Source organism: Pseudarthrobacter cellobiosi (assembly GCF_023913815.1).
Lineage (GTDB): Bacteria > Actinomycetota > Actinomycetes > Actinomycetales > Micrococcaceae > Arthrobacter > Arthrobacter cellobiosi.
The window spans coordinates 146,701-168,014 of sequence record NZ_JAMXBK010000017.1 but is presented as its reverse complement, the minus strand read 5'-3'; the positions used below and the strand labels follow the sequence as shown (position 1 = coordinate 168,014).

The 21,314-nt window shown below is 64.7% G+C and carries 20 protein-coding genes and 1 riboswitch; of the genes, 9 read left to right on the top strand and 11 right to left on the bottom strand.

The features are described 5' to 3' along the window. Nucleotides 1-105: 105 nt before the first annotated feature. From NG701_RS03720 to NG701_RS03685, 8 genes are all read right to left on the bottom strand, one after another. A complete protein-coding gene (locus NG701_RS03720) occupies nt 106-1,557 on the bottom strand; it encodes a lipopolysaccharide biosynthesis protein (protein ID WP_252564648.1) in 1,452 nt (483 codons plus the stop codon). Next, the gene (locus NG701_RS03715) at nt 1,554-2,720 is read right to left on the bottom strand and encodes a glycosyltransferase (RefSeq protein WP_252564647.1); all 1,167 of its coding nucleotides are present in this window, start codon (nt 2,718-2,720) and stop codon (nt 1,554-1,556) included. The genes NG701_RS03720 and NG701_RS03715 overlap by 4 nt, the downstream gene beginning before the upstream one ends. A gap of 149 nt (nt 2,721-2,869) precedes the next feature. Continuing rightward, nucleotides 2,870-3,991: a glycoside hydrolase family 16 protein gene (locus NG701_RS03710; RefSeq protein ID WP_252564645.1), complete on the bottom strand. Its 1,122-nt coding sequence runs from the start codon at nt 3,989-3,991 to the stop codon at nt 2,870-2,872. 3 nt (nt 3,992-3,994) lie between these two features. Then, nucleotides 3,995-4,158, bottom strand: a riboswitch (cyclic di-AMP (ydaO/yuaA leader). Nucleotides 4,159-4,292: 134 nt separating this feature from the next. After that, entirely contained in the window at nt 4,293-4,928 is a 636-nt protein-coding gene (locus NG701_RS03705; protein WP_252564643.1) for a NeuD/PglB/VioB family sugar acetyltransferase, read from the bottom strand. After that, the gene (locus tag NG701_RS03700) at nt 4,925-6,088 is read right to left on the bottom strand and encodes a DegT/DnrJ/EryC1/StrS family aminotransferase (protein ID WP_252564641.1); all 1,164 of its coding nucleotides are present in this window, start codon (nt 6,086-6,088) and stop codon (nt 4,925-4,927) included. The genes NG701_RS03705 and NG701_RS03700 overlap by 4 nt, the downstream gene beginning before the upstream one ends. Before the next feature lie 199 nt (nt 6,089-6,287). Beyond that, nucleotides 6,288-8,954, bottom strand: a complete 2,667-nt coding sequence (locus NG701_RS03695) for a LuxR C-terminal-related transcriptional regulator (RefSeq protein WP_252564639.1) — start codon at nt 8,952-8,954, stop codon at nt 6,288-6,290. A 356-nt stretch (nt 8,955-9,310) separates the two neighbouring features. Then, nucleotides 9,311-12,043 carry a DNA methyltransferase gene (locus NG701_RS03690; protein WP_252564637.1) on the bottom strand — a complete coding sequence of 911 codons (2,733 nt, stop codon included), beginning with the start codon at nt 12,041-12,043 and terminating at the stop codon, nt 9,311-9,313. Between the two features lie 39 nt (nt 12,044-12,082). Further along, nucleotides 12,083-12,343: a hypothetical protein gene (locus NG701_RS03685; protein ID WP_252564635.1), complete on the bottom strand. Its 261-nt coding sequence runs from the start codon at nt 12,341-12,343 to the stop codon at nt 12,083-12,085. 158 nt (nt 12,344-12,501) lie between these two features. On the opposite strand from NG701_RS03685, the gene NG701_RS03680 reads away from it, so the two are divergent. From NG701_RS03680 to rplI, 6 genes are all read left to right on the top strand, one after another. Then, nucleotides 12,502-13,806: a serine/threonine-protein kinase gene (locus NG701_RS03680; RefSeq protein ID WP_252564633.1), complete on the top strand. Its 1,305-nt coding sequence runs from the start codon at nt 12,502-12,504 to the stop codon at nt 13,804-13,806. Then, complete coding sequence (locus tag NG701_RS03675) at nt 13,803-14,291, top strand: hypothetical protein (RefSeq protein WP_252564632.1); 489 nt, start codon at nt 13,803-13,805, stop codon at nt 14,289-14,291. The genes NG701_RS03680 and NG701_RS03675 overlap by 4 nt, the downstream gene beginning before the upstream one ends. Before the next feature lie 251 nt (nt 14,292-14,542). Beyond that, complete coding sequence (rpsF, locus tag NG701_RS03670) at nt 14,543-14,848, top strand: 30S ribosomal protein S6 (RefSeq protein ID WP_011693941.1); 306 nt, start codon at nt 14,543-14,545, stop codon at nt 14,846-14,848. 73 nt (nt 14,849-14,921) lie between these two features. Next, a complete protein-coding gene (locus NG701_RS03665; protein WP_252564630.1) occupies nt 14,922-15,503 on the top strand; it encodes a single-stranded DNA-binding protein in 582 nt (193 codons plus the stop codon). Nucleotides 15,504-15,631: 128 nt separating this feature from the next. Next, complete coding sequence (gene rpsR / locus NG701_RS03660) at nt 15,632-15,871, top strand: 30S ribosomal protein S18 (protein WP_003800144.1); 240 nt, start codon at nt 15,632-15,634, stop codon at nt 15,869-15,871. Nucleotides 15,872-15,888: 17 nt separating this feature from the next. Beyond that, a complete protein-coding gene (gene rplI / locus NG701_RS03655) occupies nt 15,889-16,341 on the top strand; it encodes a 50S ribosomal protein L9 (protein WP_111908353.1) in 453 nt (150 codons plus the stop codon). An 86-nt stretch (nt 16,342-16,427) separates the two neighbouring features. Here the strand turns inward: rplI and NG701_RS03650 are convergent, their stop codons facing one another. Continuing rightward, a complete protein-coding gene (locus tag NG701_RS03650) occupies nt 16,428-16,850 on the bottom strand; it encodes a DUF1801 domain-containing protein (RefSeq protein WP_252564628.1) in 423 nt (140 codons plus the stop codon). A 169-nt stretch (nt 16,851-17,019) separates the two neighbouring features. Here NG701_RS03650 and NG701_RS03645 point away from each other — a divergent pair, with 169 nt between their 5' ends. After that, nucleotides 17,020-17,646 (top strand): FMN reductase, encoded by a 627-nt coding sequence (locus tag NG701_RS03645; RefSeq protein ID WP_252564626.1) that lies wholly within the window; start codon nt 17,020-17,022, stop codon nt 17,644-17,646. 105 nt (nt 17,647-17,751) lie between these two features. Next, nucleotides 17,752-18,126 (top strand): TFIIB-type zinc ribbon-containing protein, encoded by a 375-nt coding sequence (locus NG701_RS03640; RefSeq protein WP_252564624.1) that lies wholly within the window; start codon nt 17,752-17,754, stop codon nt 18,124-18,126. A 67-nt stretch (nt 18,127-18,193) separates the two neighbouring features. Here NG701_RS03640 and NG701_RS03635 read toward each other — a convergent pair whose 3' ends face one another. Further along, nucleotides 18,194-18,763 (bottom strand): hypothetical protein, encoded by a 570-nt coding sequence (locus NG701_RS03635; RefSeq protein WP_252564622.1) that lies wholly within the window; start codon nt 18,761-18,763, stop codon nt 18,194-18,196. Nucleotides 18,764-18,765: 2 nt separating this feature from the next. Then, nucleotides 18,766-19,221 (bottom strand): hypothetical protein, encoded by a 456-nt coding sequence (locus NG701_RS03630; protein WP_252564620.1) that lies wholly within the window; start codon nt 19,219-19,221, stop codon nt 18,766-18,768. A gap of 689 nt (nt 19,222-19,910) precedes the next feature. Between NG701_RS03630 and dnaB the strand changes: the two genes are divergently transcribed. Continuing rightward, complete coding sequence (gene dnaB, locus NG701_RS03625; RefSeq protein ID WP_058930676.1) at nt 19,911-21,293, top strand: replicative DNA helicase; 1,383 nt, start codon at nt 19,911-19,913, stop codon at nt 21,291-21,293. Nucleotides 21,294-21,314 lie beyond the last annotated feature (21 nt).

Sequence of the window (21,314 nt, the reverse complement as noted above, 5' to 3'; positions counted from 1 at the left end):
CACTCAAGGGGCAGCGAGGCCCGGCACCCCAGCACGCCCTTCGCCCGCACAACGAGCCGAAACCGAATTCAGCTCATCCGCCCAGGCGGATCGGTGGATCAAGGCTTAGGCCCGGCCCGCCAGCCTCAGCAGTTCGTGGTGCAGGGACGGGAATCCCCAACGCAGAATCGCATAAACCAGCCCGACGGCCACAACCACCACGGCGGCCGTCGTCAGCACGGGGCCAAGGAACGGAAGGGCTAACGTGACCAGCCCGGCCATTGCCACAGCGGCCCCACACACCACCCCTGGCACGGCGGCGCGCACTAGGCGGCGCGCCCGGATCCTGATGACCCGGGCAGCAACGGCCTGCATTCCGCAAGCAAAGACAAACGCCACGGCCAACTGCGCACAGGCCACGCCAACTATGCCCCACTGGACGGCGACCAGCAGGACCGGCACGAGGATCACGAGCCGGACCACAGATATCGTGATGGAGAGCCCCGGCCGTCCGAGCGCCTTATAGACGTCGTTGGCACCCGCGCCCAGCGACCGCACGGCTGCGTACAGTGCCAGGAAGATCAGCGGCAGCGCGGCGTCCGTCCACTTCTGGCCGAAAAGCAAGGGGACCAGAATGGGTGCCAGGACGGCCAGGCCCACGCCGGAGGTGATCCCGTACAGGGACTGGACCTGGACACTCTTCAGGTAGCCGTCGCGGAGCCTGTCCGGATCCGTGCGTACCTGAGCGTAGAGCGGGAACAGCACTGTGGACAGCACAAAAAAGACGTTCAGGATCAGGGCCTCCGGAAGCCGGAAGGCCAAGGTGTAGTAGCCCAGGGCCTGCGCCCCCAGCAGGAGCCCGATGATGAGGTAGTCGACGTCGAAGATCAGCCGGGCCAACAGGCTGCTACCCGCGACGGGTGCCCCGAAGGTGATGTTGGCCCGGAGGGCGTCCCTGCCCACCCGCCAAATCTGCCAGGGCGCATTCCTGCGGACCAGGAACCAGCACGTGAGCGCATACGCAACGGACCCCGCGGCCGTGCCGACAGCCAGTGACCACGCGCCGTGGCCCGTGAACGCCAGAGCCAGGGTCACCGTTCCCATGGTGGCGGCGCGGATCACGGGAGCTGCGGTCAGCGGCTTGAACAGCAGGTCCCGCCGCAGCAGAGCTTCCGGGACCGCCCCGAAGGACGTGGCCAACACCGAAACCGCCAGCACCTGGACGAGGGGCGCCGCGTCCGGAAGGTTGAAGAGGCCTGCGATCCAGGGCGCGGCCAGGACGGCGGCGGATGCCAGGACCGCTCCCAGCAGCACGGAAATGAACAAGGCTGAGCGCGCAATGACGCCAGTGCGGGGCAAATAGACCAGTGCCTGTGCCACACCGGCGTCGGCGACGGTTTCGGCGTAGGCCATGAGGACCAGCGCCAGCGCCACCAGGCCGTACTCCTCGGGGGACAGAAGCCGGGCCAGGACGATGGTGGTGACCAGGACGATCACCTTTCCGGCGACGAATGCCAGCCCTTGCCACGCTGCGCCCCGGACACCGGTCCGGGACAGATCCCCGGGTGCGAACGTCATGCCGGTGACTTTCCGGACGGGAGGCCGGCGCTGCCGGACCGGATCGCGCTTCCCACCTCATCCAGATAGTCCTCGGCAACAGCCCGCCACGTCCGGACGGACCCGCCGCCGGGTGAGGGCCGGTGCCGTCCGGGCGCGGTCAGCCGCCGCACGACTTGATCAACGAACCCTTCCGTGTCCTGTTCGACGGCCAGCAAGGGGTGGGGGTCCTGCTCGCGGGCGGCCACCGGCGTCGCAACCACCGGGAGGCCGGCAGCAAGGGCCTCGCGCACGGAGTTCCGGATGCCCACACCGTGTTCGTCGGGAAAGACTGCCACGTCCGCGGAGTGGAAGACCGCCAGCACCGACGGCACGTTTGCGAGGACCTCCACGCGGGGGCCAGCCAAGGCTTGTACTGAGGCCTCGGGGCGCCGGCCCGCGAGCACAAACCTGGCATCCGGAACCTGCTGCCACACGAGCGGGGCGATCTTCCTGATCAGGACGTTTGCGCTGTCGATGTTTGGACCGTAGTTCAGGCTGCCAACAAAACAGGCCACCGGACCGTTCTGTCTGGCGGCGTCGCGCACCGATTCCTCGGCCCCGTTGGGAACGCTCCTGACGGGCCGCGCAAGCCGCTCCGACCAGGTGCGCGCATCCGCGGCGCCCACGGTGAGGAGCCGCGCCCGCGGCGGCAGGCGCCTTTCGGCAAGTAGCGCAAGGAACTCACGGGCGCGGTAGGCCGGCCGGAGGGTGCGTGCAATGGCAGTGTCCATGGCGGCGCGGACCGACCAGGGATCAACAGTCTGCAAAACCAGCGGGCCGCTCACCGCGTTGGCCAGGAACAGGGCGTGCGGACCATGGATCAGGGTGGCGTCGTGTTGGCCGGAGAGTTGTGCCGCGATGGCCATAGCTTTGGCGGTGGACCGTTCGTGCTTTCCGAGACCGGTCAGGCCAAAGACGGACAGGACGGTGGCCCAGGCGCGGCTGCGCGTGGGCATCACATGCACGGCGTTACAGCGCGACCTGATTTCGGCCGGCACGTCCACCGGTCCGGCGAAAGTCAGAAGCGTCACTGCCACTTCTCCGGGAAGGTTCCGCAGCACCTCGAACGGAATCATGGAACTGCCGTCCCCCAGCATGGGGTCCCGGTTGGGCACGCTTTCTGTGATGTACAGAAGCTTCATTGCAAGAGTTTACGGGAGTGGCGGAACGTTCCGCCGGTCCGGCACCGACAACTGCGGGTTTACACAGTAGTAAGTGAAGCAGACGATTAACAGAAAGCGGACGACGGCGGGAGGTCCCGCCGTCGTCCGCTCACCGTGGTGGTGGTGCCTTACTTCCAGGCGCGCACGTAATCAACCTGGACCTGCGACGCAGCTCCGTAGGCCGCCGGGCTGCTTCCCGACGCTCCGACGTTGAGGATGATGTACTGCGGTGCGTTGCCGTCGTCGGTGGAGTAGGACTTCACCTTGACGCCATCGAAGTAGACGTCCGCGGAGTTCGCCGTCCGGTGCAGGCCGAAGGTGTGGAAATTGTTGCCCCAGTCGCCGGGAACGGTCCCCTGGTTGTGGGCGCCGGATGTTGAGTGGTAGTTCACGGTCATCTTGCCGCTCAGGACCTCAGCGATGTCGTTCTCGCCGTTGGTGGGCCACGACTGGCCGTTTGTCCAGAACGCAGGCCAGTTGTAGAGGTTCGTTCCGTCGCCGGGGAACTTGATCCGGGCCTCGACGTAACCTGTCGTGAATTCGTAGCCGGTGGTGGCACCGCCCTTGGGGTTGGTTGAAACCAGCGCACCCGAGGTGGACGAATTGAGGGAAAGGACAAGGTTGCCGCCGCCGACGGAAACGTTGCTGGGGCTGGTGGTGACCTTGTTCATGGTGCCGCAGGTGGGGGAGAACCAGCAGTTGGACCATTTGGCCGTGTCCAGGGCCGTGCCGTTGAATTCGTCGGCAAAAGCCATCGTCCATGCGCCGGGGACACCTACAGGCATGGCGCCGGTTGTCCCGGTTGACGCAAGGGGTGCAGGGGCAGGGGCCGGTTCTGGTGCAGCCGTTGTCGTCGTTACCGGGGCGGGTGCGGGAGCAACCGCAGGCTCTTCAGGTGCCGGTGCCGGTGCAGGCGCAGGCGCCGTGGTCGGGTCGGGGGAGGGGTCAGTTGCCGGCAGCGGTGCCGGGGCGGGGTCGGTGTTGCGCTTCACCTGGCCCGGGGCCTGGTCACGCTTGGACGTGTCCGCGACGCGGCTCAATTCGGCGCTTAGGGGTGCCTGGTCGGAGACCTGGCCCAAGGAAACAACTCCCAGCAGGGCTACCAGGGCGGCCGCTGTCAGCGACATGTTGCGCTGGGTGTTGGCACGGTGGGCGGACTTCTTCAGCGCAGCCCGTGGCTGGGTGGGCGCGGCGGCTTCTTCGGAATACGGGCGCGCGTCAGTACGCGGCTGATCATGGGATGCAGACATGGGTGATTACCTCTCAACGCCTGCGGAGTTAGCTGTCGGATTCGGATGAGGCCATCCGGCCGCGCAATGCGGCTTCACCCCAAGGGCCGGCTTAAAGCCGTGGCCCGGACACTCTGGGTCCCCCGCCTCTGCCTAATAATGTCGTGGATTCCGGGCAGCGGCAGAGCTTGGCGTCTGCCCGGATTCGGGCCTGGAAGGTCGGCCCATTTGATCGACCGTACAGGACCGGACCTGATTAATCACAATCGGGTAACGGAAGTCACGACGGCGGAGTGGCCCCTTGCGCCGGGATTGTTCTGAGCTATTCCTGATCGATAGGGTGGGCTGGGACGCCAACCCATGTTTCGCCGTCGGGTACGTTGCTCAACACTGCCGCCCCCATGCCAACCGTCGCGTAGGACCCCACTGAAGTCCGTGCACGGACGCTGGAATTCAGTCCCAGATAGGCCGCCCGGCCGATCCGGACTCCGCCGCCCAGCGACACACCGGCGGCGAACGTCGCGAAGTCCGCCACGTCGTCGTCGTGCGTGAAAGTTACGGACGGCATGGCCACAACATGCGCCCCAAGCGTGACCGAAGCCGTCAGCGTCACATTCCGCAGCAGGATGCTGCCCCGGCCAATCCGGCAACCCTCGGGGCACTCCACGGTGGGGTCGATCGCCGTGGCGTACCGGGCATCGCGCACGCCCTGGGCCGCCAGCCGTTCCACTACGGCTTCCCGCGATCTTCCCGAGGCCAGGCATACCAGCACCAGTGCGTGCGTGAACTTGGAGGCGTCGTCAATGGTCCCCAGCACCGGCGCGCCGTCCACGGTGACGCCTGCCATTTCCTTGTCGTCGTCGAGCAGCCCGACGACGTCGTACTGCCCGCTGGCGCGGACCATGGTCAGGACCTCCCGGGCCAGCCCGCTTGCTGCGATCAGCACCAGTTCGCTCACCGGCGTACACCGGCGGCCGCCCGTACGCTGTTCATGACCCGGTTCAGGCCCACGTTGTCTAGGCCGTGGAAAATCGGGAGAACTAGGGTCCGGTCCGTCAGCCGTTCGGTGTTCTGGAGCCCTGCGTTGCCAGTATCGCGCCACCGGTAGGCAGGCTGCCGGTGAGCCGCCATGGCGCCGCGGCGCGCCGAAATTCCGGCATCGGCCAGGCGGGCCAGGAGCCCTTCGCGGTCAATGGCGAAATCCGGGAGTACTTCGACCCAAAAGGACTGGAAGTTGGCCGTCCCGTACGGTGGGTCGGCCACAAACCGCAGACCCGCCAGGCCGGAAAGCCCTGCCTCATACTTCGCGGCGATCTCCCGGCGGCGAGCCACTATCTCGCCCAGCCGGCCCAGCTGCACGATGCCGACGGCGGCCTGCAGATCCGTCATCTGGTAGTCGAAGCCGACCTCGACGTACACCTCCGGCGCGGCAATGCGGGATCCGCGACGGTCCGCCGCCGGCACGTTCAGGGAGTGGCCGCGGAGGCTCCGGGCGCGTGCCGCCCAGTCCGCCCGGTGGGTTGTCAGCATGCCGCCCTCGCCAGTGGTCAGCACATTGTCCTGGTGGAACGACCACACGGAAATGTCGGCCCCCGTGCCCACGGGCCTGCCCTTGTATTCCGAGCCAACGGCGCAGCCGGCGTCTTCGATCACAGTGATTTCGTGACGGTCGCACAGCTCGCGGACGGGGTCCAGGTCAACGGGCACGCCGGACTGGTCCACCACGATCACGGCCCGAGTGTCCAGGGTCAATGCCGCCCGGACCGTGGCCGCAGCCACAGTCCCGGTGGCGGGGTCCACGTCGCAGAAAACCGGCCGTGCCCCGACATACGTCACCGCATTCGCCGTGGCGATGAAGGCCAGCGACGGCACCACCACGTCATCGCCGGGACCGATGCCGGCCACTATCAGCGCCAAGTGCAGTGCGGTGGTTGCGCTGGAGGTCGCGACGGCGTGGGGCACCTCCTGCAGGGCGCTGAACTGCGCCTCGAACGCCTTCACTTTCGGCCCCTGCGTCAGTATGCCGGAGGCGAGGACCTCCGCCACTGCGCGGGTTTCGTCGTCGCCGAGCCAGGGTTCCATGACGTTGATGCGGGCCAGGACGGTTTCTGCTGTCACTTGGCACCGGCCTTTCTGGCGACCGTTCTCATGTCCGCGTCCTTCCTACTTTTCGCTGCGGGGTCTGTGCATTCCGTACTGCAAAATTAGCGGGATGCATGCCGTTCTGGCGGGGAAAGCAGGCGGTTGTGTGGGCACCGGAAGGGAAGAATGCGGGAATTGCGGGTACCTGCAGCGCCCTGTGCCCCCAGCCGGTGTCCTAGAGGATGGGAAGGACGAATTGTTCCTTGGCCTGCGTGGCTTCCTTGCCCGTTGCGAGGGCTGTCAGCTGGGCGCGTGATTCCACTCCGAGTTTCCGGTAAATCGAGGTGAGGCGCACTTCCACGGTCCGGACAGAGACATACAGGGTGGCCGCGATTTCCTTGTTCCGCATCCCGCGGGCCACCATGCGCACCAGCACACGTTCGTGGTCTGCAAGCATCAGGATCGCGGGGTTGCCGGGGGCACCTGCCGGTTCCACACGTTCGTCGAGCAGCAGCGAGTCGACGTGCTGGGCCCACGCGTGGGCCCCGGCTTCGTCGAACATCACTTTCGCTCGAAGCAGACCATCCCGGGCGCTCCGGAGGCGGCCGAAGGCGCCGAGACGTTCGGAGTAGCACAGCAGTGTCCTGGCGCGTTCCAGCAGTGATTCCTGGGGATTTCTGCCGGCGAGGGCGTCACTGAACAGCTGGAGCGACTGCTCACCGTCGGCCAGCATCGCCCGGCTCCGGGCAACAGCCATCATGAGCCAGGGCGAACGCAGGCCAACTGCCTGGCTTTCCAGGTGCCACAGCGCCTGGGCGGCCTCCCTGTGCCGGCCCAGCCGGATCAGGACTTCCACCAGATCGGACTCGCAGCGGAGCAGCGTGGGGTTGCTGAAAGCCTGACCTATCTCCCCTGCCCGCGACAGCTGCGCGAAGGCCTTGGCGAGGTTTCCCCGCATGAGGGCAAAATGCCCTTGGCACGCGGCCAGCTGCGCTGTAATCGCAGGGTGGCTTTCCGCCCCTGAGAAGTGCTGGGCGTCCGACGCGTAGGCGCGGGCGAGTTCCTCGTTTCCGATCGCGTTGGCCCGCCAGACCCGGAAGACGTGCCGCATTCCACGGTGGTATTTGGTTTCCGGTTCTGCGAGCTCAAGATCTTCGATCAGTTTCACCGCCTTCCGGACGTTCCCCGCCCGGATTTCATTGTCCACTGCGAGGAACTCCGCGGTTTCCCGCCAGTTGACGGTGTTTGCCTCCAGGAAGTTCCGCACCCGGGCAAAGGCCTCCTGGGCGGCGACATGGTGTTCGGCATAGCTCAACGCACGGCCCTGTATCAGAAGGGTGGCAACCGTTTCGCTCCCGCCGTCGGGCTTGCGGCCGATCTCCTGCGGCGTCCCGCTGATCGCTTCGATGAGTTGCCTGGCGCTCTCCGCCAGAGCCAGACAGTCCGGTGAGGCGTGGTCCTTGAACTCCTCGGCGTACCGCAGCAGGCTGGTGGCATCCGCAAGCTCCCAGCGGTCCGCATAATAGAGCGCGCCGGCCACGAGCAGGCGGTTAGCGAAGGCCGGATCGTGTTGCCCGAACTCCTTCACCAGCCGGAGCACCATGCTGGAGCGCACGGTGCCGCCCTGGATGAACTGGATCTCGAAGGCGAGGCCTGTCAGCCGAAGGATCAGGGCAGGGTTCCGCGTCACGCGCTGCGCCCAGTCCAGGTAGCGCTTGGCGTAGACGAATTCGCCCCGGTTCAGCAGCAGCTCGGCCACGGTGGTGAGCCTCGCAGCGGTCTCCGCTTCCCACGGGTTGATGGTCAGGGCCCGTTCAACGTATTCGACGGCGAAGGGCACTTCGCCGCTCCGGATTAGGTCAACGGCAAGGCGGAGCAGCCCAAACGGGGTCTGCCGTTCCAAAGCGGTAAAGCTTAGGTGCCAGCGGTGCGCATAGGGATCCGCGGGCTCCGCCGCTGCCGCCATGGCGCGGTGGCTGGCGGTCCGCGTTGCGGGTGTCATGGCCGCATACACGTAGCCCCGGAGCAACTGGTCCTGGATCCTCAGATGCGGCCCGGACCTGCCCACCATGCCCTGTGCCAGCAGTTCGTCGATCCCGCCCCACAGCTGGTCATAGGCTCTTTCCAAGGTTGCGATATCGCTCCGGCAGGACAACGAAAGCAGGTCAAGGACCTGCCTCGCGACAGGCGAGAGTCCCCCCACGGTGGCAGCGAACTCCGCTTCGAAGCTTCCCTTGCCGGGCAGCGGAACCGGCAGCGCGTATTTTCCGTCTGCCACACGTTGCAGCAGCAGCGTAAAAAGCTCGACGGCGGCGAGCGGGTTCCCTTGGGTGGCAGCGGCGACTGCGTGGACCGCCGCCGTCGCGGTCTGCCGGGCCGGAATGGCCTCCAGCATGCGGACCGTGTCGTTGTAGTTCAGCGGCGCCAGCTGGAGGGCGGGAAGGGATGCGAACGGGCTATCGGCTATATCTTCCCGCACGCTCATGAACAGCGCCATGTCCGTTCCGGTCAGCCGGCGCGCCAAGTAGCCGATCACCGCCTGGCTGCTGGGGTCCAGTTGGTCGGCGTCATCGATGACAATGACCGTCCGGGACGACGAGCGCTGGTGCAGTCCGTTGAGCAGCAGGGTGGACACAGTCGGGACGTCCATGGCGCCAGTGGAATCGCGCAGCAGTTCGTCGGCGAAGCGGTTGAGGACGGGGTCATCGATGCCGGTCAGGAGCGCGGTGAGGCCCGAGAGCGGCCAGTCGGACTCTGAGGCACTCGCTGTCAGGAAGACGGTGCGGACATCGGAGAGGCGGGGAATCTCGGAGAGGAGGGCGGACTTACCCGTCCCGCGCCTGCCAACCACCTTGAGGGCTGAATCGTTAGGACCCCGGATTACGGAGACTATCCGGTCCAATTCCCTGCTTCGGCCTATTAACGACATGTGGTCCCCATCCATCGAAGAAGGAGACCGAACTGCTTGCTCTATCCAAAATCCTGGGTCCATCCAGCCGCTTGCGCGACACGCGGACCGGCTCTCCTGGCCGCCTCATTGCGTCCAGCACGGTACCCAGCCGTTCTTGCCAATATAGACCTGTTCCGCTGCAGGCACCATAGACTTTTTTGCGCCGCGAAGTGGGAGTCCGTGGGTCTGATCAGGCCGCGAGGACGAGCATCGGGACGGCGCCGCCCAGATGGGTGCCGTCGCCCCGGTGCGAACCACCACGACGACAGCCGATCTTGCCACACGGCCCTGCTGTGGCGGGGACGTGGCTATTCGGCTGCTCCGCCGACAGGCGCTGCGCCGAAGGGATCGTAGCTGCGGCTTCCCTCCGTGATGTCCTTGTTGAGCTGCGTCAGCCGCCGGACGATCTCCGGAGCGTCCTGCGCCGCGGATTTCGGCCAGCCGTAGCAGGCGGCCACGGCTTCATCCAGCTGCTTGTGCAGCTTTTTCAGGTCCGCGTACCCGCCATCGTCCATCAGGTTGTAGAGCTTGGTCAGGCCAAAGTTCTCGGCCTTGCAGATCTCCTGCCGGCGTCCGACGACGGCGCGGCTGAGTTCCGCAACCGCCTCCCGTTGGGCGGAGGAGACCGGGTCCGGCCAGGGGAACGTGTCAAAAACAGACGTTGGGGTGTAGCGGAGGCGCGTCTCCAGGGTTGAAGACCGGTGCCACGCCCAGGCGTCGTGGGCCTTGGAGAGAAGGATGCCCATGGAGTAGTCGTCGTCGACGGCGAAGACATTCGTCAGATTACTGGGGCAAACGCTGCGCTCCTGCCACGTTATGAGAAACCTTTTCCCCTGGGCAATGCTGGCACCAAAACGCTCCTGTCCAATGGCTTGCCGCATCTCAGCGCGTGGGCGACCGAAAAGCCACCATTTTTCACGAAACCCCTTGTCTTTGTTTAGTTCGCGTTCGGGCTTCACCCGATCTCGGACGATCTTCAACGCGGCCGGGTATCTGGCCGCGTGCTCAAGCGGGCGTAGACCGAAATCTATGATCCACCGGCGGGCCCCCTGCTCCGGGTCATCGGTGATGTCGTCGCCCGTGAGGTATTGGCGGACAACGTCTGAGTAGCTTCCGCCTTCATCGGCGAGGAGCGAGGAAGCTTCATGTGGCGTGATTATGAACCCAGCACCGACTGGAATGGGGCCTTGAAAGCATCTGCCCGAGTTGAGTTTGAGGTTAGCCGGGTCCCAGCCGTGAACCTCCTCGTTGCGCAACGAGGGATTGATCCCGAGAGCAGCTTCACCGTCCAGCGTGAACGTCGGCGCCGCTGCAGGTTCCTTCACCCAGTTCACAATGCTGACGTGAACCTTCGCTTCACCCGGCCACTTCTGGCTCGAGACAGCATCGGTGATCACGCCGCCGTTTGCCACTATGTATTCCAGCGAGGCAGAACGTGCACGGTTTTGGGAGATGGAATTTGTACCTACCAGCCCGGCACGCTGGCCCGGCTTGAGCTGGTTCTGGGCCTTGCGGAACCAATAGACGCAGAGGTCCTTGATGCCAACATTGAACTGCTTCTTGAGCCAGTCGAGGTAGTCGTCGCCCAACGAGCCCCGCAGTAACTGCGAGCCAAGGAACGGCGGGTTACCGATGATCGCGTCCACCTCGGGCCATTCGGTGGCCAGTGCATCTGCCCGGCGGATGGAGGACATGTCCACCAGCGGCAGGGGGTCCTCCGCGGCACCGAACCGGTCGATCATCTGGCGCTGGCCCATCCAGAGCGTGAGCCGGGCGATGAGTACGGCGATGCCTTCGATGTCGATGCCGTGCAGGTTGTGCAACGGGTAGTAGGGCAGCGGACCGGCGGGCGCGTGCACTCCGGTGGCGTGCGCCGTCGTCGTAATTTTCTCCTTGAGCTCCTGCTCAAGGCCGCGCAATTCACGGTAGGCGACATAGAGGAAGTTGCCGCAGCCGCAGCTCGGGTCCAGGACCCTGAACGCGCACAGCTCATCCAGCAGGGCCACGCCTCCGGCCACAGAGGAGACATCATCGATCCGGTCCCGCCAGGGCCGGATGATGGTGGGCGTGACGATCTTCATGATGTCGGCCTCGTGGGTATAGTGCGCGCCCAGTTCGGCCCGGCGGTCCTCGCCCAGCACGCCTTCCATCAGCGAGCCGAAGATGGTGGGGTCCACCTGCCGCCAGTCGAACTCGGCCGCCTGGTCAAGCATCCTGAGCTCGTCGGTGCTGAGGTCCACTTCCGCCGCCTCGAGGAAGAGCGACCCATTGACGTAACGCGTGCCGTGGAGTTCGCCCTTCCGGTTCTGGGCCCCTTTCTGGTTCAGCACGCGGAACAGGAAGCCAATTTCCTTGGCTGAATTGGGCTCCTGCTCGTGGAGGAGCCGCTTAACGATGGTCTGGAGCGGATAGCCGTCCAGCATGCCCAGGTCCTCGGCGAAGAGGCACCACACGGACTGCAGTACGAAGCGCTGGATCTCGTCGATGGGTGCTGCGCTGCGGTCCGCCAGCGACAGGTAGAGCGTGGCGATGTGCTTGGCGGCGTCCTTGGTCATGGCCCGGTGGTGCTCGGCGAAAACGGGGTCCAGGGTGGTGTCTGCCAGGAACAGGAGCGAGTCGTATTTGTCCGGCAGGTCCTTCAGTGGCACGGTCAACCGCGGCTTGGTGGGGAACCTGCCCGGCTCCCAGATCTCGAATTCATGGAAGTTGCAGATGACTACGAAGCGGGCGGCCGGGATGTCCGCTGATTCGTCAGAGGATTCCTGCCAGTAACGGTGGATCTGCTCGCGTGCCGATTCCAGCTTGATGCCGGGCTTCTTCATCTCCACTATGAGCGTGCCGGGCCAGTGCAGGTCCATGAACCCGGCGCTGGATTTGAAGTCCTCGAAGACGGCGCCGGCCGTTTGGCGGTTGGAGCCGTAGCACTCGAAAAGCTCGTTCAGGAAGGTCTGGGCTTCGCTCTTTTCGCTGCCACCGTACTTGCCCCATTTGGCAGCAAACCTGATCAGCGCTGCCCGGATTTCTTCGCCACTGCGCGCCAATGCGCCCCCCTGTATTCGCCAACCTGCTTTGTGCTGAGGTTACAGCAGGCGCAGCGCTTCCTGGCGGTAGTACGCGTCCTGCATGAGCCGCTTGCGGGTTTTCTCCAGGGCCAAGATGGCGTCGTCCAAGGCAAGCTTGGCGTTTACCTCTTCGTCTGCCTTCGCAGCCTGGATCCGAACCTTCTTGGCGCGGCTCAGGGCATGCTCAATGTTCAGCAACACATCGGATACGCCGTTCATCACGAGCTCGTGCGCTGCGTCCTCATTCGAGCGCTGGGCACCGGAAGCCTCGCTTGCCATGGTGTTACCTCCTGGGGTCGCGTGACGGTTGCCGGGTGATCGCCTGACGCATGCGTTAAGGCTAGCCCAATCCGCCATCCGCTGCTGGGGTTATCCACAGAAAGGCTGGCGGGCCCCAGGCTTGGCTAGACTTGCGCCTGAGACGAAAGGCGACCCCCATGGTGAAGGAGCTTGACACCCTGGTGCCGGGAACGGTGCTCCAGGAACGCTACACAGTGGGAGAGGTGCTTGGCCGCGGAGGGATGGGCACCGTCTATCGGGGCACCGACACGGTCCTGGACCGCGAGGTGGCGCTGAAGATTTTTCGCCCTGACGCCGCGGATGCGAACGAGGTCCGTCGGCAGCACAGCGAAATGCGCTTGTTGGCAAGGTTGAACCATCATGGCCTCGTTACTCTTTTCGACGCCGGCACCGCTGTCCAAGGCCATCACGAGGTGCCTTTCCTCGTTATGGAGCTGATCCCGGGAAGCGACCTTCGCCGCCGTATCGCCGCCGGACCGTTGACAGGCGCCGAGGTGGCGGTCATTGGAGCCGACCTCGCCGAGGCGCTGCAGTACATCCACCACCATGGCGTGGTGCACCGGGATGTGAAACCGGCAAACATCCTGCTGGCCAAGTACGCCGGGGGCGGCGGGTTCCGCCCGAAGCTCGCGGATTTCGGCATTGCCCGGATGGTTGAAGGAGCCCGGCTGACTGCCACCAACATGATCCCCGGCACGGCAGCGTACCTGAGCCCGGAACAGGCCAGCGGTGCGTCCGTGGGCCCGCCGGCAGACATCTACTCCCTGGGCCTCGTTTTGCTCGAAGCCCTCACCGGGAAGGTGGACTTTTCTGGACCTCCCTTGGAAGCTGCCGTTGCCCGGCTTTCCCGCGACCCGGTGATCCCGGATGCTTTAGGTCCGGGCTGGAAAGCGCTGCTGGAAACCATGACGGCCAGGGAACCTTCCAGGCGGCCCGGCGCCGGCTGGGTTGCCGAGGCACTGAACGGCGAGGGGGACTGGACCACCCGCGTGGAGCCGGCCGCTGCCGTTGAGGTCCCTGCACGCGGGCTTCCGCTGCAGACCCTGTTCTTGGGCGGAGCCGATGCGCCGCGGCCTCGCGCTGCAGATGCAGGCGAAGTCGGAGCCGCAGGCAAGATACTGCCTGCCCTGCCGGATAGCGAAGCCACCAACGCGTCATCCTGGCAACCCCTGCTCCCGTCACACCGGCCTGCGTCGGCACGGCAGCGTTCCGAGCCCCCGCGGCCCGGAACCTGGCGGTTCTGGCCGGACTCGCTGCGCCTGCGCGGCCGCAGGCTTTGGATCATCGCTGCGCTGCTGGCTGTGGTTGCCGTCGTTGCTGGCGTTGTCGTGTTGGGCGGGCTGCAACGCCCGGCGTCCGTGCCGGCTAACACTCCCGGACCGGCTACCCCCGGACAGATGGGCGAGCACTTCACTGAGCTGGAAGAGAGCGTCAGGCCATGACCGTCCCACTTTGCCCAAGAATGAAAGATGGCGCCCCGGGGATGCTGCCGGGGAACCGCCGTCGCGTCCACCGCCATCCCAGGACGGCCTTGGCGTTGTTCCTCGCCGCCGTTCTATTAGCGGGGTGTGCCGCTGCACCCGAGCTGGAGGAAGCCACGGCTGGAAGGTTCCAGGCGCAAGTCGCCACGGCGAAACAACTCGCAGCCGAACAGAATTTCCCGCGCGCACTGGCTGAGCTCGACCAGTTGGGGCGTGAGGTGCAGGCCGCTGCAGAACAGGGTGACGTCTCGCCGCAGCGGCGTTCCCGCATCGAATCCTCAATCAGCAAGGTCCGGATGGACTTGGAAGCGGCCAGCGCCGCCGTCGAACCTGCCCCCACGCCGACAACGTCCACCCCGGAACTTTCCCCGGAGGGTGGGGACGGTGAATTCAAGGAAGAAGACGGCGGCAAAGGCGGGAACAAGGGCAAAGGCAAGGATGATTGACCCGGGACGGTATCCCCACAGGCGCGGACCATGGTTTTCCACATAGGGCCGGGTGGGCTTCCACCTTGGAAGCAGGGCGCCTAGCCTTGAGTCAAGCGCGAATCGCCTATCCGGTCCAAATGCACTAAGATATTGAAGTCTGTGCTGCGCCCTGCCTCCGTTCTGTTGGCCGGGCATCGCACGGCATCGCAAATGAACCTCCTGTTACGGAAATGCCGTAACCGCTTAGCCCAAAGGAGGTGGGTTCACATATGCGTCCTTACGAATTGATGGTAATCATCGACCCCGAGGTCGAAGAGCGTACCGTTGAGCCGTCGCTTCAGAAGTTCCTGAACGTCATCACCAACGATGGTGGAACCATCGAAAAGGTTGACATCTGGGGCCGTCGTCGACTGGCTTACGAAATCAAGAAGAAGTCCGAAGGTATCTACGCCGTGGTGAACTTCACCGCCAAGCCGGACACCGCCAAGGAACTTGACCGCCAGCTGTCTCTTAACGAGACCATCATGCGCACCAAGATCACCCGCCCCGAAGAGCAGAAAGTTGTTGCTGAGTAATTTCAGCTCCGATTTTTATTCTTTACCCCGCAGGATCGAATTCTTCACTCAGGATCGAACAAGGAGGCAGTAGATGGCAGGCGAAACCACCATTACGGTCATCGGTAATCTCACCAATGACCCGGAATTGCGGTTCACACCGTCAGGTTCGGCAGTAGCGAACTTCACCATCGCTTCCACCCCGCGCACCTTTGACCGCCAGTCCAATGAGTGGAAGGACGGGGAAACCCTGTTCCTCCGCGCAGCGGTATGGCGTGAAGCAGCCGAGAACGTTGCCGAGTCCCTCACCAAGGGCATGCGCGTGATCGTTTCCGGCCGTTTGAAGAGCCGTTCCTACGAAACAAAAGAAGGCGAAAAGCGCACCGTTATCGAGCTCGAAGTCGATGAAATCGGCCCGAGCCTGCGTTACGCCAATGCCAAGGTCAACCGCACCCAGCGCTCCGGCGGTCAGGGTGGGCAGGGTGGCTTCGGCGGCGGCAACAGCGGCGGTGGCTTCGGAGGCGGCAACTCTGGTGGAAACCAGGGCGGCAACTCCGGTGGAAGCTTCGGTGGCGGCAACCAGCAGCCTGCACAGGAGGATCCCTGGGCAACGCCCGGTGTCTCCAACGCAGGCGGCGGCTGGGGCAACGGCCCCGATTCCGAACCTCCCTTCTAAACCAATCATTTAGGCCCGACGCCGGGACCGCCGAAGGTGCCGCAAGGCACCTGACGCGACTGCCGCCGTCGGACCACCACCATCCCGTGGATCAATATCCACGGGCTCCATAGAATAGGAGCTCCACGATGGCTAAGGCTGAACTCCGTAAGCCCAAACCAAAGTCCAACCCCTTGAAGGCCGCTGACATCACTGTCATCGACTACAAGGACGTAGCATTGCTGCGCAAGTTCATCTCCGACCGCGGAAAGATCCGCGCCCGTCGCGTCACTGGCGTCACGGTGCAGGAACAGCGCAAGATCGCCCAGGCAATCAAGAACGCCCGCGAAGTTGCACTGCTGCCTTACTCCGGCGCTGGCCGCGGTTAGGGAAGGGATTAACTAACATGGCAAAGCTCATTCTGACCCACGAAGTAACCGGTCTCGGTGCTGCTGGCGACGTTGTCGAGGTCAAGGACGGTTACGCACGTAACTACCTGCTGCCCCGCAACTTCGCCCTGACCTGGTCCAAGGGTGGCGAGAAGCAGGTTGAGTCCATCAAGGCTGCCCGCGCCGCCCGCGAGCACGCTTCCCTGGAAGATGCTCAGAAGCAGGCCGCTGCACTCTCGGCCAAGCCGGTCAAGCTCGTCGTCAAGGCTGGCGAGACCGGACGCCTGTTCGGCACCGTCAAGCAGGCCGACGTCGCCGACGCTGTTGAGGCCGCTGGCCTTGGCCGCATCGACAAGCGCAAGGTTGAACTGCCGACTCACATCAAGTCGGTCGGTTCCTACCAGGCCAACGTCCGTCTTCACGCTGACGTTGCCGCTGTGATCGAACTCAACGTAGTCGCAGGTAAGTAGCCTTTCCGGCTACGCAGCCTTGAACTGCACGAAAACCCCCGTTGCCGTCACTGGCAGCGGGGGTTTTTCTGTGCCCTGTGCGCAGGTTAGGGCAGGTGCAGCTCTGCCATGACGTGGCTGTAGCCCGTGCGTATCATCTCGGCGAGGACTTCACGGTCTACGTCGTCGAGCTTGTTGATGTAGAGACATGCCACGCCGGTCTTGTGCTTGCCGAGCCGAGGAAGCAGCTGGCCGGCGTCGGGCCCGTACGTCAGCCCGTAGAGTGCAAGGTTCGCCTTGCGCGGTGAGAAGCCCACAGCGGCGGCATCCCCTTCGTGGCCACTCTCGTACCGGTAGTGATAGCTGCCGAATCCCACGATGCTCGGCCCCCACATAACGGCCTCCTGCCCCGTGATCTGCCGCATGAGGTTCAGCAGCTCGAAGCCGTCCTCGCGGCGCGCCGGATGCTCCACCGCGGCCAGGAAGTCCTCAACGGTCCGGTCGGTGGGCTGGGTCCTGTTTTGCGTCATCCCCGAAGTCTCCCACCCCGTGGCAGGCGTGTCAGCCTGGCGACGGCCTGCAGCGGCGACTCCGGGGAACCGTGAAGTTGGGCGCCCGGAATAAACGAGGGCAGCCGCCGGTTATCCAGATACATGCAAACACATGTAACATAGGCTGTACCGAACCTCAGGAGTCCAAGTGGAAACCCGCCGCATCACCGTACTGTCCGCCGGCCTGGGCGTGCCGTCCTCGAGCAGGCTGCTCGCCGACCAGCTCGCCGTTGCAGCAGAGCACCGCCTCGCCGATGCCGGTTTCGAGGTGAAGGTTGAGGTCCTTGAGCTCCGGGACCTCGCGGTGGACATCGCCAACAACTTTGTCACCGGCTATGCGGCTCCTCGCCTGGCGGATGTCATTGCCGGCGTGGAGGCTTCCGATGGCATCATTGCCGTCAGCCCGGTGTTCAGCGCCTCCTACAGCGGCCTGTTCAAGTCCTTCATTGACGTCCTGGACCCCAAGTCACTGGACGGGAAGGCTGTGCTCCTGGGTGCCACGGGCGGCACGGACCGCCACCAGATGGTTCTCGAGTACGCGATGCGCCCGCTGTTCAGCTACCTGCGCACCCGGATGGCCGCTACGGCCGTTTTCGCCGGCCCCCAGGACTGGGGAAACACGGACGACGGCGGCTCGCCCCTCTCGTCGCGGATCGACCGTGCGGCGGCTGAGTTTGCCGCCCTCCTGGCGGAGGATCAGCCCGGCCGCAAGCCGGCGGCCCTGGAGTCCCTGCCGTTCGAGCAGCTCCTGGCGGGCATTTCCGGCGGACGCTAAGGCGGGCTGGTCCGCAAGGTCCGCGCCCTTCCCGCAAAGTTCTTCCCGTCAGCGCCGGGGTCCCGGCTGCCGAACTATTCGGTCTCCCCGGTCGTTGACCGGAACATGAAGTGTCCTGTGGATTCAATTGACCTGATCATGAGCGAACGCAGCGGCGTCGGGATCGACTACTGCCCGCGGTGCCGCGGCGTTTGGCTGGACCGCGGTGAGCTGGACAAAATCATCGACCGCGCCAACGACGCCATGGGCGGCAGCGCTCCTACGCCGGCGCGCCCGGCGGCCGCGGCGCCTGTCGCTGCTCCGGTTCCGCCCCCGCTGTATCCGAACTTTGAACCCCGCCGCGAGCAGCCGCGGTACGAGCAGCCCCGTTACGACCAGCCGCGCTACGACGACCGGAAGTACGACAAGCCGGGGTATGACCGCGACCGCCGGCGGCCCAAAAAGAAAGAAGGCTGGCTGGGAGACATCTTCGACTTCTGACAGCCGGACGGTGCGCTGTGCCGTGGCTGAGAGCCCTGGGGTCCAGGAGCCTAGTCGTCCATAAGCCCTAGTCGTCCAGGAGGGCGATGAACTCGCGTGCCTGTTTCAGGGAGATGTCCGAGTGCCTGGTCAGCGCAGTGGCGGCGCCTTCGGTGTCGCCACTGCGCGCCAGCGTGCGGATGCGGCCGTAGATCTCGTCGTTGAGCATATTGCTGCTGACCTCACGCGTCACGTCGCCCTTGCTGGCAATGGCGCGGTAGCGGTAGGGGAACCGCTGGGGCGTGTCGTCATCGTCGGACTCTGCCACCACTTCTGCGGCAGGGCTGCGGTAGGCCTGCGGATGGGCGGCCAACGCCCCCACCGCGTCCCGGGATGCCCGCAGGCCTTCTCCTGTGGCCTCGTAGTACAGCTTGATGGCCGCCATCGCTTGTCCCTGGGCAATCAGCGCGTACAACCTGCGGTGCTGGTCCTCAGAGAGCTTGGCGGCGGCCAGGCGGGCCACCTCAACCGGATCCGGCGCAGGGGCCGTGCCGGACTGCTTGACGGCCGCCTGCCGCCTGCTGACCGCCCGGGCAGCCAGTGCGACACTGGCGGCCACGACCGCGAGGATAATAACGGGGATCACGAGCGATTCCATTTCTAAAGCCGATCTACATACTTTTTGGCTGTCGCCAGGTCCGTTTGGGTTGCCTGGCGGAGGAGTTTGATGGCCTGGATCTTATGCCCGTCGTGCGCCATTGTCTGCAACTGCATGGCCAGCTGAGGGTCCAGAATCCCGCCGGGCAGCGCCGCATAGCCATACTGGCCGGCACCCGCTCCGGACTGCCCGCGCCGTGCTGCCCGGGCATGGTCTTCCTGCTGCGATTGCTGCTGTTCGTTCTGGCTGGGCCGGGTGTTGGCTTCCAGGCGGACACGCACGGCTGTTGCGACGCGCACCTGCTCGGCATAGTGCTCCGCAGAGCGCCTGGCCAGGTCCTGCTGGTACTTCTCGGCGTCGGAGGTCCCGGAATCACGCGGTCTGAGGGCCGTCGTAAATGCCCAGATTATCGCCGCCAACACGCCGGCCGGCAGAAACACCATCAGTACATCGCCCATAGTCAGAGCTTATGCCAGATGCCCGTTATCCACAGCACATTCCTGCCGTTGCATACAGCCGATTCGCTGCGGCGTCAAAAGATGCCCGGCGGTGTGCCGCGCATCACCAAACGGGCATGAATCGCCGACGGAGACGCTCGGAAAGCCAGATCTTTCAACAGCGCCGCGCCGCAAGCTGTGGATGAAGGTTGAGAAAAAAAGAATTTAGTCCACATCCTCGACGAACGTTTTCGCAGGTCAGACGCATATATACGGCAAAAGTTTTTTTGTTTCCACAGGTTCACCCACAGGCTGTGCACAAGCTATGCCCCTTAGTGCACAGGTTATCCACAGCCCTCCGGGTTGGTGGGCTTGGACGCTGGGGCGGTGGCGGCTACCGTTGCGGGATACCTGCTTTTGGGGCGCCATGACGCCGTCGCGGACATGTGCTGTCGCAGCAGTGGAGGACTTCGGTCCGGCTGCTGTGGCGCTTTTTGTGGATAACTTGCGGAACATGGGGATAACTCCTACGCGCCTTGCGCAGACTCAAAGTTGCGCAGACTTCAATCGGGCCCGCCGGGCTTCATTGTCGGAGGCCGCTGATAGACCTGAACGTATGCCGTCCCGTGGAGGTCCCGCAGGAGGGCACCCGGCAGGTAAATGACTTACTCGCCGCATCAAGTCGCGGCACACTATGGAGGACGGCAGCTTTGTCAGTAACGCACCTGGACTCGATCGAGGGTACCCGCGGATCAGAAGGCAGCCGTAAGCCACCACAGGACATTCCCGCCGAGCAGTCCGTCCTCGGCGGCATGATGCTGTCCAAGGACGCCATCGCGGACGTTGTGGAAATCCTCCGCGGCCAGGACTTCTACCGGCCTGCGCACGAGACCATCTACGAGGCGATCATCGACCTCTACGGCCGCGGCGAGCCGGCGGATGCGGTTACCGTCTCGGACGAACTGACCAAGCGCGCAGAGATCAACCGGATCGGCGGACCCGCCTACCTGCACGAGCTCATCCAGACTGTGCCCACGGCCGCCAATGCCGGCTACTACGCCGAAATCGTGGCAGAGCGCGCCATTCTGCGCCGGCTCGTCAACGCAGGCACCAAAATCGTCCAGCTGGGATACGGCTCCGACGGTGAGGTGGAGGACCTGGTCAACCAGGCACAGGCCGAGGTTTACGCCGTGGCGGAGCGGCGCACAGCAGAGGACTATGTGGTCCTCAAGGACGTCATGGAAGCCACGGTGGACGAGATCGAAGCGTCCGGACACCGCGGGGAAGGCATGACCGGTGTGCCAACGGGGTTCTACGAACTCGATGAACTCACGCATGGACTGCACCCGGGGCAGATGATCGTCATCGCCGCCCGTCCGGCAGTTGGTAAGTCCACGTTTGCCCTGGACTTCGCCCGCTCTGCGGCCATCAAGAACAATCTGGCCACGGTCATGTTCTCTCTCGAAATGGGCCGGAACGAAATCGCCATGCGCCTGTTGTCCGCCGAGGCAACCATCGGCCTGCAGGACCTTCGCAAGGGCACCATCAAGGACGAGCAATGGTCCAAGATCGCCACCACCATGGGCAGGATGAATGATGCCCCGCTCTTCATCGATGACAGCCCGAACATGTCGCTGATGGAAATCAGGGCCAAGTGCCGCCGCCTCAAGCAGCAGCATGACCTGAAGCTCGTGATCCTGGATTACCTGCAGCTCATGAGCTCCGGCAAGAAAGTGGAGTCACGCCAGCAGGAAGTCTCCGAGTTCTCCCGTGCGCTGAAGCTGCTGGCCAAGGAACTCCAGGTTCCGGTCATCGCCCTGTCGCAGCTCAACCGTGGCTCCGAGCAGCGCCAGGACAAGCGGCCCATGGTCTCTGACCTCCGCGAATCCGGCTCCATCGAGCAGGATGCGGACATGGTCATCCTGCTGCACCGTGAGGACGTCTATGACAAGGAATCCCCGCGCGCAGGCGAGGCGGACATCCTGATCGCCAAGCACCGTAACGGCCCCACCAAGGACATCGTGGTGGCCTTCCAGGGCCACTACTCGCGCTTCGCCAACATGGCGGCCGACGCCGGAGGCAGCGGCTTCTAGGGTCGTTCCCGCCGCTGGCTG

Coding starts and splice junctions, on each gene's coding strand:
- NG701_RS03710 (WP_252564645.1), bottom strand. CDS start 3,991: ATGTCTGCATCCCATGATCAGCCGCGTACTGACGCGCGCCCGTATTCC.
- NG701_RS03715 (WP_252564647.1), bottom strand. CDS start 2,720: ATGAAGCTTCTGTACATCACAGAAAGCGTGCCCAACCGGGACCCCATG.
- NG701_RS03675 (WP_252564632.1), top strand. CDS start 13,803: ATGACCGTCCCACTTTGCCCAAGAATGAAAGATGGCGCCCCGGGGATG.
- NG701_RS03635 (WP_252564622.1), bottom strand. CDS start 18,763: ATGGAATCGCTCGTGATCCCCGTTATTATCCTCGCGGTCGTGGCCGCC.
- rplI (WP_111908353.1), top strand. CDS start 15,889: ATGGCAAAGCTCATTCTGACCCACGAAGTAACCGGTCTCGGTGCTGCT.
- NG701_RS03630 (WP_252564620.1), bottom strand. CDS start 19,221: ATGGGCGATGTACTGATGGTGTTTCTGCCGGCCGGCGTGTTGGCGGCG.
- rpsF (WP_011693941.1), top strand. CDS start 14,543: ATGCGTCCTTACGAATTGATGGTAATCATCGACCCCGAGGTCGAAGAG.
- rpsR (WP_003800144.1), top strand. CDS start 15,632: ATGGCTAAGGCTGAACTCCGTAAGCCCAAACCAAAGTCCAACCCCTTG.
- NG701_RS03680 (WP_252564633.1), top strand. CDS start 12,502: ATGGTGAAGGAGCTTGACACCCTGGTGCCGGGAACGGTGCTCCAGGAA.
- NG701_RS03685 (WP_252564635.1), bottom strand. CDS start 12,343: ATGGCAAGCGAGGCTTCCGGTGCCCAGCGCTCGAATGAGGACGCAGCG.
- NG701_RS03640 (WP_252564624.1), top strand. CDS start 17,752: ATGAAGTGTCCTGTGGATTCAATTGACCTGATCATGAGCGAACGCAGC.
- NG701_RS03665 (WP_252564630.1), top strand. CDS start 14,922: ATGGCAGGCGAAACCACCATTACGGTCATCGGTAATCTCACCAATGAC.
- NG701_RS03650 (WP_252564628.1), bottom strand. CDS start 16,850: ATGACGCAAAACAGGACCCAGCCCACCGACCGGACCGTTGAGGACTTC.
- NG701_RS03720 (WP_252564648.1), bottom strand. CDS start 1,557: ATGACGTTCGCACCCGGGGATCTGTCCCGGACCGGTGTCCGGGGCGCA.